The 12807-nt window shown below is 38.4% G+C and carries 11 protein-coding genes and 1 pseudogene; 10 read left to right on the top strand and 2 right to left on the bottom strand.

Annotated elements, in window-relative coordinates; all coding sequences use genetic code 11:
- Positions 1–55: 55 nt before the first annotated feature.
- Entirely contained in the window at positions 56–1102 is a 1047-nt protein-coding gene (gene pyrC, locus CICURV3402_RS01550) for a dihydroorotase (protein ID WP_158379803.1), read from the bottom strand.
- Positions 1103–1142: 40 nt separating this feature from the next.
- Positions 1143–3998: pseudogene (gene rne, locus CICURV3402_RS01545) on the bottom strand (ribonuclease E); the annotation flags it as partial.
- 414 nt (positions 3999–4412) lie between these two features.
- Between rne and rluC the strand changes: the two are divergent.
- From rluC to tmk, 10 genes are all read left to right on the top strand, one after another.
- Positions 4413–5363 (top strand): 23S rRNA pseudouridine(955/2504/2580) synthase RluC, encoded by a 951-nt coding sequence (gene rluC / locus CICURV3402_RS01540; protein ID WP_187306891.1) that lies wholly within the window; start codon positions 4413–4415, stop codon positions 5361–5363.
- 68 nt (positions 5364–5431) lie between these two features.
- The gene (locus CICURV3402_RS01535; protein WP_158379562.1) at positions 5432–5965 is read left to right on the top strand and encodes a YceD family protein; all 534 of its coding nucleotides are present in this window, start codon (positions 5432–5434) and stop codon (positions 5963–5965) included.
- Between the two features lie 12 nt (positions 5966–5977).
- A complete protein-coding gene (gene rpmF, locus CICURV3402_RS01530) occupies positions 5978–6148 on the top strand; it encodes a 50S ribosomal protein L32 (protein ID WP_158379561.1) in 171 nt (56 codons plus the stop codon).
- A 220-nt stretch (positions 6149–6368) separates the two neighbouring features.
- Positions 6369–7313: a beta-ketoacyl-ACP synthase III gene (locus CICURV3402_RS01525; protein ID WP_158366722.1), complete on the top strand. Its 945-nt coding sequence runs from the start codon at positions 6369–6371 to the stop codon at positions 7311–7313.
- Positions 7314–7332: 19 nt separating this feature from the next.
- Positions 7333–8307: an ACP S-malonyltransferase gene (gene fabD / locus CICURV3402_RS01520; protein ID WP_158379560.1), complete on the top strand. Its 975-nt coding sequence runs from the start codon at positions 7333–7335 to the stop codon at positions 8305–8307.
- Positions 8297–9034, top strand: coding sequence for a 3-oxoacyl-ACP reductase FabG (fabG, locus tag CICURV3402_RS01515; protein WP_158379559.1), 738 nt, complete (start codon positions 8297–8299; stop codon positions 9032–9034). Before fabD ends, fabG begins: the two co-directional genes overlap by 11 nt.
- Positions 9035–9400: 366 nt before the next feature.
- Positions 9401–9646, top strand: coding sequence for an acyl carrier protein (gene acpP / locus CICURV3402_RS01510; protein ID WP_158379558.1), 246 nt, complete (start codon positions 9401–9403; stop codon positions 9644–9646).
- 68 nt (positions 9647–9714) lie between these two features.
- The gene (gene fabF / locus CICURV3402_RS01505; protein ID WP_158379557.1) at positions 9715–10956 is read left to right on the top strand and encodes a beta-ketoacyl-ACP synthase II; all 1242 of its coding nucleotides are present in this window, start codon (positions 9715–9717) and stop codon (positions 10954–10956) included.
- Positions 10957–11161: 205 nt separating this feature from the next.
- Positions 11162–12184, top strand: a complete 1023-nt coding sequence (gene mltG, locus CICURV3402_RS01500; protein ID WP_158379556.1) for an endolytic transglycosylase MltG — start codon at positions 11162–11164, stop codon at positions 12182–12184.
- Positions 12174–12806, top strand: a complete 633-nt coding sequence (gene tmk, locus CICURV3402_RS01495) for a dTMP kinase (RefSeq protein WP_158379555.1) — start codon at positions 12174–12176, stop codon at positions 12804–12806. Before mltG ends, tmk begins: the two co-directional genes overlap by 11 nt.
- The last annotated feature ends 1 nt before the right edge of the window (position 12807 follow it).

Raw genomic sequence — 12807 nt, 5'->3', positions numbered from 1 at the left:
TGTGTACTCAAATTTGATCGGTTGTTTTGCAGTTAATTTATTCATACGGCGAGTTTTACTTTTTGATAGACCAATTTATTTGCTCACCCGCTAAAAAAGGAATGAGAGACTCTTTTCCAATCAAAATTTCTTTTGGCTGAATAAAAGGAACCTTGATTAATTCAATGAAATCTTGATTTTTTGATAATCCATAAAAATGAGCACCATTAATAGAACAAAAAGCTTCTAAATATTCTAATGCGTTCATCTCTTCAAAAATAGAGGCATAAATAGGCACAGCGGAAACCGCATTAAAAACACCAGCGCAACCACAGGCGGACTCTTTATTTTTTTGAGTGTGCGGTGCCGAATCCGTGCCAAGAAAAAAACGAGGATGTCCACTAGAAACTGCGTCACGTAATGCTTTTTGGTGCTCACTTCTTTTTAAGATGGGCAAACAAAATAAATGCGGGCGGATCTTGTCTACCAGCATATCATTACGATGAAATAATAAATGCTGAGGCGTGATGGTTGCTCCTAAAAAGCGCCCCCCTTCCTTAACATAATTCACCGCTTCTTTTGTTGTTATATGCTCAAAAACGATTTTAAGCGCTGTAAAATGTTTTCGAAGGGGCTCTAATACCTGTTCTATAAAAATAGCTTCTCGATCAAAAATGTCTACCTGTTGAGAAGTCACTTCGCCATGCACCAACAATGGCATCCCTAGCTTTTGCATGTGTTCAAATAAGGGATAGAGGGCCGGAATGTTAGAAACCCCTTTTGAGGAATTTGTCGTAGCGTGAGCAGGATATAATTTAGCTGCAATGAATATTCCTTGTTCAAAACCAGATGTCAATTCTTTCACAGGAAAGTCATCCATCAGATAACAAGTCATCAAAGGGAGAAAAGAGTGCCCAGAAGGCAACGCATTTAGAATGCGGTTTTTATACTCAACCGCTTCTTTCACGGTTTTAATGGGGGATATTAAATTTGGCATGATGATTGCACGACGAAAGATCGCACTGGTATGAGGAAGGACTGCTTGAAGCATGTCATCATCCCTCAAGTGAACATGCCAATCATCTGGGCGACGAATTTTAAGTATTTGCGACACTATAGTTATCTCAATTTTCAAATGTGAAGCAGGTCAAGTATCCTTTCTACTTGACTTCTTCTGTTCTACTGGCAGGAACAATAGCATGATGAATGGCATTCTGTGTTCCTGCCAGTGTACTGTCTTCAGAAATAGAAGAAGGCTGCCGCCTCCAATTTATCGGAAAAGACAATGCTTTATCGATTGCAAAGACTTTTGTTACAGGAGCGAAAACCTGTTTTTTTTCAGATTCTGTGTCTGTAATTTGCTCAATTTTCGAATTTTTTACATATGCAATAGATGCTGATTTTTCCTGTTTGTCTTCCTGGCTCTTTTGTTTTTGTTCCTTTAGATGAACATCATCATTAAAAAGAATATCTCGGTTTATCATCTGCTCAGCAAAGGTACGCAGACAAATTTTACCAAAAGCGAATTCTGGTGAGTCCACTGCACTTTTTAAAGGCATTATACATTGAAGAGTATCAGGATCATCACGATAGCGCCGGCGCTTTTGAGCACTGACACGAAGATGACGAGGTGAACGGCGTGAGCGTCTGGGGAATGTACTATTTTCATTGACCGAGGTAGGGGCCATGTGTTTTTCTACTTCTTCTGCCATGGTCTCATCAGTGGCTTCTTTTAGTATCGACGGTGCATTTTCCTTTTCTTCAATGATCACAGGTATTTCATATAGCGTTTGATCTCGAATGGTGATATCGACCGCGTTTGTCAGATGAGATGTCTGGTTTAAACGTATTTTTTGAGTTAATTCGCGTTTCGAACGACGTGGCGGAATTTTTTTCGGTATTTCTTTATGTGGCACTTCTTCCTTTTGAGTTAAAAGAGGCTCGATCAGACTTTTCGCTTCTTGCTCTATTATTTTTGCTTCTTGTTCTATTATTTGAGGATGAGGCGTATTCTTACGTCTATCCTGTTGACGACGACGTGCTGGCCGTTCATCAGCTTGGGCTGTATTCGCTTGTACATTCTCATTTTCTTCTAATTGCATTCTATTATTTTTATTTTTAATTTTGTCTCTAGTCGAGGTTTGCGAACCAGAAAGCTTATTGCGCCCGAGATCTTCACGAGTTCCTCGTGGAGATCGTTCCTTACGTGTATCAGTTTTCCGATGTATATAGGTGTTCTCTCGAGATTGAGCTGCTGTATTTTTAGATTCAAGACTGTGAGTTTCTTTTTTCTTAATCCATCCCAGCAAATATTGAATCACAGTTATTAACGTTTGCAAGAAACTTCTTTCTGGCTGTGCATTGCTGAGCCCATGAGCGCTATTTTTATTCGATATATCAGTACTTTTAATTGAGAATGATAAGCTAGAAAGCGCCGGCTCTTCGCAGTGCTTACGTCCATTTGATGGGTCATCTTGCGTTTGAGGCATTTCTGTTGCATAACGTTGAGGTAACATATAACTTAAGGTCAGGGATTCCTCACCTTTACGAACCCGCAATACTGTGTAATGAGGAGTTTGCATTTGAGCATTAGGCACAATCACAGCACGGACACCCTCTTGGCGTTTTTCAATTGCATTCACAGCATCTCGTTTTTCGTTCAGCAGATATGAAGCCACTTCTACTGGAACAATCGCATGTACTTCATACGTATTTTCTTTGAGTGCTTCTTCTTCAATGAGCCTTAAAATTGACAGTGCTAAAGATTCATTATCTCGGACAGTACCTGTACCACTACAACGTGGGCAGACATGATGACTCGATTCGCCTAAAGAGGGACTCAGCCGCTGACGAGACATTTCAAGTAAACCAAATCGAGATATACGGCTAATCTGAATACGGGCTCTATCTTGACGCAAGGCTTCACGTAAGCGATTTTCTACCTCACGTTGATGTCGAATAGGGCCCATATCGATAAAGTCGATGACAATCAGCCCACCTAAATCCCTTAAACGAAGTTGGCGCGCTATTTCATCAGCGGCCTCTAAATTTGTGTTCAACGCGGTTTCTTCGATGTCCCCACCGCTGGTCGCCCGGGCCGAATTGATATCAATTGCAATCAGAGCTTCACTGGTATCGATCACGATAGAGCCGCCAGATAGCAAACGTACTTCTCGTTTAAAAGCAGATTCAATTTGTGATTCAATTTGATAATGGCTAAATAGCGAGACTTCACCTGTATACAGTTTGATTTTATTACTGAAATCAGGCCGTCCAAGCGCTGTGATGTGATCTTTTGCGAGTTCAAGTACTTTGGGGTTATCAATCAAAATTTCACTGATATCAGGGCGTAAATAATCACGAAAAGCACGCACAACCACGTTACTTTCCTGATGAATCAAAAAAGGGGCATGGCGATTTTCTGCTATTTTTTTTATTGCATCCCAATGTTTAAGTCGTAATGACAAATCCCATTGTAATGCTTCAGAGGATTTACCTAAACCCGCAGTACGGACGATTAAACCCATACTTTCTGGTAGTTCTAAAGAGGCTATTGCCTTTTTTAACTCCGCTCGATCATCACCTGCAATACGTCGAGAAATCCCTCCGGCTCCAGGATTATTCGGCATCAAGACCAGATAACTTCCCGCTAGGCTAATAAAAGTCGTTAATGCCGCTCCTTTTGTGCCGCGCTCTTCTTTATCTATTTGAACAATCACTTCTTGAGATTCAGATAACATATCCTTTATATTAGGGCGAGTGCTATGATTGAAATAACTCGGTAAAAAATATTCAGGTGAAATTTCTTTTAATGGAAGGAAACCTTGTCTTGCAGAACCATAATCAACAAAAGCGGCTTCTAGGCTAGGCTCAATTCGAGTAATTTTACCTTTGTAAATATTGGCCTTTTTTTGTTCATAACCCAAGTTTTCAATATCTAAATCATACAATTTTTGTCCATCTACGAGTGCAACTCTCAATTCCTCATGCTGAGTGGCATTAATTAACATTCTTTTCATTTGACATTTACTCATTATTTTTTGATTAGTAGTGTAGATCTATTTTTATAGAAACAAACGTCTTATGCCATTGCAGCGTTTGTTACTCCATTTATGCTAGATATTACAAAACAGTTTCCAAAATACTGTTTTTCAAATCGTTATCTAAAAACACCTTATCTTTTTACATTGATCCCTTCAAAGCTTTTGGCAAAGCTCAAGATGAGTCATTTCAACATTAAGACGTATTGTATCCTTTCTCCTCTTTTTTGAATACTAGCCTTATAAGATACTCTTGCTCTCAATAACCCGTCTTCAACCCACTATGGGCTGAGCCACTCTTTATGTGGACATTTTTGTTGTACGATAACTCTAATATCTCTTAAGGGATGATGTTAATATTAAGAATATTATTAACATTAAGAGAGACCCCTTTTGGAATTTTCATCATCAGTGCAATCCATTACTATTTCTGACGATAATGCAGGTCAGAGAATTGACAACTTTTTAATTCGATTTTTAAAAGGAGTTCCGAAAAGTATGCTTTACCGTATTTTAAGAAAAGGTGAAGTACGAGTGAACAAAAAACGCATCAAGCCTTGCTATAAGCTTCTTACCGGCGATATGCTCCGAATTCCCCCTATCAAAACCGCAATCATTCAAAAGAAGCTAATTTCAATACAATGCAAGACAGTTGTTGCTTTAGCTCAGTCTATTTTATTTGAAGATCCTGATATATTGATTTTAAATAAGCCTTCCGGTACTGCTGTTCATGGCGGAAGCGGTCTGAGCTTTGGTGTGATAGAAGCACTTCGTGCGCTACGTCCAGACCAACGTTTTTTACATTTAGTGCATCGATTGGATCGCGAGACTTCAGGGATCTTAATGGTTGCTAAAAAACCATTTGCATTACGTTCTCTAAATGAACAATTGTCTCTTAAAACAATGAAAAAAGAATACTTGGCTTTGGTTTCTGGTGACTGGCCTTTATCCTGCAAACTAATACAAGCTCCGCTACAAAAAAATATTTTGCAAAACGGTGCGAGAATCGTGAAAGTGAGCCATCAAGGCAAAGAATCACACACCCATTTTGAAATTGAAGAACGTTTTACCAATACGACTTTAATGAAAGTAAGGCCATTAACAGGAAGAACCCATCAAATTCGTGTCCATGCATTACATGCGGGGCATCCGATTGTTTTTGATAATCGTTATGGCGATCCTGAATTTGAGAAAAAATTAAAGGGATGTCATTTAAATCGCTTATTTTTACATGCATTATCCATCGAATTTATACATCCCTATTCTGGAGAAACTATACAAATAAAAGCACCTTTAGACAATTCATTACGGTATTGCCTCCAATTTTTACGTCATCAAAAATAACCTCTTCTTTAAGGAAGACTTTTTTCTTTTTTGACTCTTTTTGATGACAAAGCTAATATGCGGGCTTTATGCGAAAAATAAAATTACCATTAACCATTGATCCGATTTTTGCTGCTAATAAAGGGCTAGAGTACATGGGTTTTTGTGCATCTGATCAATTTGTGCGAATTGCAGAATCTGTAGACTCTATAGAGAGCGATATTAATGTTTTTCTCTTATTTGAAATTGATGAAAAACAGCGAGTTTTTATAAAAGGTCATGCGCATGTCGATTTGAAATTAACCTGCCAGCGCTGCTGCAGCACCTTTTTGTATCATCTGAAGACAGAATATTGTTTTATCCCTGTCACCAGTGGTACTTATGACGATCTGAGTGAAACCTACAGAGGATTGTATGACTATATAGAAATGAACGAAGAAGGTGAATTAAATTTGGTCTCTATGATTGAAGATGAATTAATTCTTTCAATTCCTGCTTTTCCGGTTCATGAAGATAACGATTGTCATTTATTTTTCTCAAAAATGAGAGAGAGTATTATACAAGAGCAGGCAAAAAAATCTCATCCATTTTCAGTGTTATCCCGTTTAAAAAAAAGTAATTAAGGAATCCAATTTATGGCCGTACAAAAAAATAAACCCACTCGCTCCAAGCGAGGTATGCGTCGCTCACATGATGCATTGACAACTGCTTTATTATCTGCAGATAAAACCTCCGGTGAAACTCATTTACGCCATCACATCACTAACGATGGTTATTATCGTGGACGTAAAGTGATCAACCGCTGATCTCAGCTTATCCGTCAATTTTAAAACCCCTTGTTAAAGCCGCGTATGCGCGGTTTTTTCTTGAGTTTTTTTTAAATCACGGGAAGCGAGAAAATTATTTAATGATTGATACAAAACGGTTAGCGCACAAACGTAGGGTGAGGACTCACGATAATTTTAAACAAAGTCTAATGAAAAAAGTGCTAATGCTAAAGAGTAAAGTGTCTTATCGAAGGTAATTATGCAGACTAACATACTCGGTACAGGGAGTTATCTACCTGAAACAGTGCGTACCAATTCAGATTTAGAAAAAATGATAGACACTTCAGATGAATGGATTTTCACTAGAACAGGCATGCGAGAAAGACGGATCGCCGCTTCTTCTGAAACAGTCGCCAGCATGGGGTTTTATGCTGCAACAGAAGCTTTGAAAATGGCTCAAATTGACCAAAATGACATTGGTTTAATTATTGTGGCTACCACTTCTTCAAGTCATGCTTTTCCAAGTTCAGCCTGTCAAATACAAGAGATGTTAGGTATTAAAGACAGCGTTTCTTTTGACTTGGCCGCCGCCTGTGCGGGTTTTATTTACGCTCTCAGTGTTGCTGATCAATATATTAAAACTGGCGCAATATCCTATGCATTAGTGATCGGTTCTGATTTGCTGACACAATCTCTTGATCTTAAGGATCGCAGTACTGTTATTTTATTTGGGGATGCGGCAGGGGCAGTCGTTTTAGGTGCCTCAGATCAACCGGGTATTATTTCAACTCATTTACATGCAAATGGGCACTATGGAAAACTACTCACCCTATTCTATCCCAGAGAAAAAAATCCGCCTTTTATCAGAATGGCTGGAAATGAAGTATTTAAAGTGGCCGTCCTTGAATTAGCAAGCGTTGTTCATGAAGCCTTAAAATCCAATAAATTGGATGCTTCAGAACTAGATTGGTTGATACCCCATCAAGCTAATATCCGTATTATTAACGCCACAGCTAAAAAGTTGAATATAGGTATGGAAAAAGTGGTGATTACTTTAGATCGGCACGGTAATACTTCTGCTGCATCAGTGCCATCGGCATTAGATGAAGCGGTACGAGATGGCCGTATCCAACGAGGGCAACTACTTCTTTTAGAAGCCTTTGGGGGTGGCTTTGTCTGGGGATCTGCGTTAGTTCGTTTTTAGCTTTTAAAGGAAAAAAGTCATGATAACATTTGCAATCCTTTTTCCAGGTCAGGGTTCTCAATCATTGGGGATGCTGTCGAGTATGGCGAAAAAATTTCCTGTGATAATAAAAACTTTTTCTCAAGCCAGTGATGCTCTTGGTTACGATCTTTGGGCGCTCACACAAAAGGGGCCCGTATCAGAATTAAATAAAACCTGGAAAACACAACCCGCTTTACTCACGGCTTCTATGGCAATCTGGGAGGTTTGGCAAGCAGAAGGCGGCCCCGCTCCATTTATAGTAGCAGGCCATAGTTTAGGAGAATATTCCGCCTTAGTGTGTGCCGGTGTCTTAAATTTGACAGAAACAGTAAAGCTGGTTGAATTAAGAGGAAAATTAATGCAAGCCGCTGCAGGCGAGGGATCCATGTCTGCTATCATTGGACTCGATGATGAAACTATAGTAAAAATTTGTAAACAAACAGCACAAAATCAGGTTGTTTCACCCGCGAATTTTAATTCTCAAGGGCAAGTCGTGATCTCTGGTCATAAAGAAGCAGTAGAGCGAGCTAATATTGCCTGTATCGCAGCAGGAGCAAAAAAGGTCTTCCCCTTATCGGTGAGTGTGCCTTCTCATTGCGCCTTGATGAAGCCAGCGGCGGATAAGTTGTTGGTTGAGCTGAATAAAATGGTGTTTAAAACGTCAAAATTTCCGGTGCTCAACAATGCAGATGTCAAAGTAGAAAATTCACCTGAACAGATCCGAGCGGCATTAGTACGTCAATTATATTCTCCAATACCTTGGGTTAAAAGTATCCAATTTATGATTAAAAAAGGTGTGGGATCTTTTTTAGAGATGGGGGCGGGAAACATTTTATCCGGTCTGAACAAACGCATTGTGAATAAAGCACCTGCTTTTTCAGTCAATGATGCTCATTCATTGGCTGATGCTCTTAATTATGTGTCAGGAAAATATGTAAACAAGATTTTAAAAGAGGATATATATGAGATTTAAAGGAAAAATTGCATTGATTACTGGCGCAACTCGTGGGATTGGTCGCGCTGTAGCCCAATCATTAACAGAAGAGGGTGCTTTTGTAATAGGTACGGCGACCACTGAAGAGGGTGCAAAAAAAATCAGAGATGATTTGGGTGACTATAGTAAAGGTGTCACCTTAAACGTGATTGACAAGGAATCGATTGAAACTTTAATAAAGAGTATCGAAGAGGAATTTTGTGGCCCTGATATCTTAGTCAATAATGCAGCTATTACACGTGATGGTTTGCTGATGCGTATGAAAACAAACAGTTGGAATGAGGTTTTGTGTACAAATTTAACATCTATATTTTATCTTTCAAGAGCCGCTTTACGCCCAATGATGAAAAAGCGCTTTGGTCGTATTATCAATATAGGATCCGTAGTAGGCAGTGCGGGAAATGTAGGGCAAACTAATTACGCTGCTACTAAAGCCGGTCTAATTGGTTTTAGTAAATCTCTTGCTCAAGAAGTTGCTCAAAGAGGCATCACGGTTAATGTGGTCGCACCTGGATTTATTGAAACAGATATGTCTCGACAGGCTTTAACAGAAACTCGGCGCAATGAAATTTTAAAAAAAATTCCAATGAATCGATTGGGTGATGTTAAAGACATTGCGAATGCAGTGGCTTTTTTAGCCTCTGATCAAAGCAGTTATATTACCGGTGAAACCTTACATATTAATGGAGGCATGTATATGATTTAATAAAAGAAAAAGTATTTTCTTGTTCTGTGTGCCCACCACTATAAAATTAAATAAAATACTGATTTTATAAAATCAGTTTTGTTTGTTTTAACAGAAATTCTTCCTTGAGTATGAGGGATATAAGACGTGATTTTGCAGAATATCTTTGTTAAAATGACGCGCCAGTAGCACTTTCTCCGTGATTTCAATGACGATAATGCTGTATGGCGCTGCTGGAGGAGCGCTGCAGTTAGGCTATTTGATGAAGCAGCATACCCACTGAAGCGAGTAAACGTTTAATCCAAACAGGAAAATCCTCGTTTTTAAAGCAATTTCAAAACTACCGATACTCTCGCGTAAGCGAATTTTGATAGGAAATTTAACAATATGAGCACTAATGATATTGAAGAACGTGTAAAAAAAATCATCGCTGATCAACTAGGCGTCAAAAGAGAAGAGGTTACTAATAGTGCTTCTTTTGTAGACGATCTTGGTGCTGATTCTCTTGACACTGTGGAACTGCTTATGGCATTAGAAGAAGAATTTGATACTGAAATTCCGGACGAAGATGCAGAAAAAATTACGACTGTTCAAGCAACTATTGCTTATATATCATCAACATGCAAAAAATAAATAAAATAAGGCGATCGAGGATCGCCTTATTTTCACCATCGTTATCGTTTCTATATTAGGAGAAAAATTTGACTAAACGCCGAGTGGTAATCACTGGACTTGGTATGTTGTCTCCTGTCGGTAATACAGTAAAATCTACATGGGAAGCAGTCCTTTTAGGTCAGAGTGGTATCTTTTTAATAAATCATTTTGATACCAGCTTTTATGAAACGCGTTTTGCTGGTTTAGTTAAAAATTTCGAGGCTAAGAATTACATTCCACTGAAAAATATTCGAAGAATGGATCTTTTTATACAATATGGTGTCGCTGCTGGCGTTCAAGCAATGCTTGATTCCGGGCTTGACGTCACTGAAGAAAAGCAATCCCGTATCGGCGCGGCCATCGGATCTGGTATTGGTGGATTAGGCCTGATTGAAGATAATTATTCTCTTTTAGTTGATAAAGAGACCAAAAAGATAAGCCCGTTTTTTGTGCCTGCTACTATTATAAATATGATATCCGGTCATCTTAGTATTATTTATGGCCTACAAGGACCTAACATTGCAATTTCTACAGCCTGTACATCTGGTGTTCATAATATTGGGCATGCCGCTAGAATCATTGTTTATGGTGATGCTGATGTTATGTTGGCAGGAGGCGCGGAAAAAAGCACTACGCCATTGGGCGTAGCGGGTTTTGCTGCTGCTCGAGCTTTATCAAAACGAAACCATGATCCTCAGGCAGCAAGTCGTCCTTGGGATAAAGATCGTGATGGTTTTGTTTTGGGTGATGGCGCCGGCGTTCTTGTTTTAGAAGAATACGAACATGCTAAAAAACGTAATGCTAAAATTTACGCCGAACTGGTCGGTTTTGGTATGAGCAGTGATGCTCATCATATTACTAATCCACTAGAAAATGGTTATGGAGCAGCATTGGCGATGAAAAATGCATTAAAGGATGCGGGCGTGTCGGCTTCAAAAATTAACTATATTAATGCGCATGCCACCTCTACTATTGCAGGAGACAAGGCAGAAGTTGAAGCTATCAAAACCGTTTTTTCTGAAGATGCACAAAACGTGATGATAAGTTCGACCAAATCTATGACGGGCCATTTATTAGGTGCGGCCGGTGCAATAGAATCTATTTTTTCAATTCTAGCCTTACATGATCAGGTCGTCCCCCCTACTATTAATTTAGATAATCCAGATGAAGGCTTTGACTTGGATTTTGTTCCCAATAAAACTCGTTCATTAAAAAATATGGAATATACTCTTTGTAATTCCTTTGGTTTTGGTGGTACAAATGGCTCTGTAGTGTTTAAAAAAATATGATTTTATAGTCAAAACTCGTTCTAAATACTTATCTTGCTGAGACTGTGTAAGATCAGGGATGCTCCGTTCGATTGCTCCGTTCGATTTCACTTGAATCTCGATACAGTTTTGAAAAAACTCTAATCAATAATATGCCATATTGGCTGCGTTCTTATAGAATATATGTTTACTCTGCCAAAAATTTTAAAAAGCTTAATGAATGTAAATGAAAACAATCTATTTTAGAGCATGTACATTTTTTATATTAATCTGTTTATTAATAAGCCTGTATGTCTACTATGAAATTCAACATTTTTCTCATTCACCATTACCTATCACAAAAGATACTATCTTAACGGTTCCTTCAGGAACGGGAAGAATAGCATTAGAAACCATCTTATTAAAAAATCATCTTTTAGTTAAAACTTGGTTATTGCGTTTTTTACTGATTGTTGAGCCTCAATTAGCTGAATTTAAAGCAGGCACTTATTACCTGCTTTCTGGCATGAGCGTCAAAGAGATGCTGGAATTATTTGCCAGTGGTAAAGAAGCACAATTTGCTATTCGTTTTATCGAAGGAACTCATTGGCATCTTTGGAAGAATGAGATGGATAAAAAAGACAACATCAAACACTTATTGCAAAATAAAACGAATGCAGAGGTTGCTCAGCTATTTAAGTTACAAAGTGAAAGACATATAGAAGGCGCTTTTTATCCAGATACTTACTTTTATTCCTTCGGAAACTCAGATTTATTGATACTCAAACGCGCCCATCAAAAAATGAACGAAACAGTAAATCAAATTTGGGAGAAAAGAAATCAATCACTTCCTTATAAAAGCCCCGATGAGTTAGTGATTATGGCTTCGATCATTGAAAAAGAAACCTCTATTAATGCAGAGAGAAAAATAATTGCATCAGTATTTATTAATCGCCTAATGTTAGGGATGCCTTTACAATCAGATCCTACAGTGCTGTATGGTTTAGGTAAAAATTATACAGAGGCCATTACGCATAAAGACTTGCTGACAGTAACCTCTTATAACACTTATATTATACCTGGCTTGCCCCCTGCTCCGATTACCATGCCAGGTTTATCATCACTTAACGCGGCGGCTCATCCTGAAGAAACATATTATCTCTATTTTGTAGCAAATGGTGAAGGCGGGCATACATTTAGCACGAATTTGATAGGTCATAATCGAGCTGTACGAGCTTATCGCGAGGTATTAAAAAAAAATGAAAGGTAAATTTATTGTTATTGAAGGTATAGAGGGGGCAGGAAAAAGCACTGCCGTCAATACTGTCAAACAGTTCTTAAGGCATTTTAAAATTCAGGATGTGATCTGTACTCGTGAGCCAGGCGGGACCGTATTAAGTGAAGAAATACGTCATTTAATTAAAAAAAATAGCCAAAATAAAGAGATTTTAAGCGATAAAGCAGAATTATTGCTTTTTTATGCTGCTCGAGTGCAATCGCTAGAAAATATCATCAAACCAGCTTTATCTTCTGGAACTTGGGTAATAGGCGACCGTCATGATCTTTCATCTCAAGCGTATCAAGGAGGCGGACGAGGGATAAAATCTGAATTTATTAAATCTTTAGCTAATTTTACTTTAGGCTCTTCTTTTCGCCCTGACTTAACCTTATACTTAGATTTACCTCCTGAATTAGGGTTAAAACGCGCTCGTAAAAGAGGCCATCTTGATCGTATTGAACAGCAATCGTTGGTTTTTTTCGAACAAATTCGGGCACGTTATCTCGAACTGATATACGATGATCATCGTATTAAAATGATAGATGCTTCAAAACCCATAAAAAAAGTCACAGCGGATATTCAAAATGCTTTGCTATCTTTATTAGAAAAATAAT

Origin of the sequence: Candidatus Williamhamiltonella defendens (genome assembly GCF_900699045.1) — a bacterium.
GTDB classification, from domain to species: domain Bacteria; phylum Pseudomonadota; class Gammaproteobacteria; order Enterobacterales; family Enterobacteriaceae; genus Hamiltonella; species Hamiltonella defensa_A.
Note: the sequence above shows the minus strand (reverse complement) of the source record. Positions and strands in the feature narration are given on the sequence as shown.

Coding starts and splice junctions, on each gene's coding strand:
- tmk (WP_158379555.1), top strand. CDS start 12,174: ATGAAAGGTAAATTTATTGTTATTGAAGGTATAGAGGGGGCAGGAAAA.
- CICURV3402_RS01525 (WP_158366722.1), top strand. CDS start 6,369: ATGCAGACTAACATACTCGGTACAGGGAGTTATCTACCTGAAACAGTG.
- CICURV3402_RS01535 (WP_158379562.1), top strand. CDS start 5,432: ATGCGAAAAATAAAATTACCATTAACCATTGATCCGATTTTTGCTGCT.
- mltG (WP_158379556.1), top strand. CDS start 11,162: ATGAAAACAATCTATTTTAGAGCATGTACATTTTTTATATTAATCTGT.
- rpmF (WP_158379561.1), top strand. CDS start 5,978: ATGGCCGTACAAAAAAATAAACCCACTCGCTCCAAGCGAGGTATGCGT.
- fabD (WP_158379560.1), top strand. CDS start 7,333: ATGATAACATTTGCAATCCTTTTTCCAGGTCAGGGTTCTCAATCATTG.
- acpP (WP_158379558.1), top strand. CDS start 9,401: ATGAGCACTAATGATATTGAAGAACGTGTAAAAAAAATCATCGCTGAT.
- fabG (WP_158379559.1), top strand. CDS start 8,297: ATGAGATTTAAAGGAAAAATTGCATTGATTACTGGCGCAACTCGTGGG.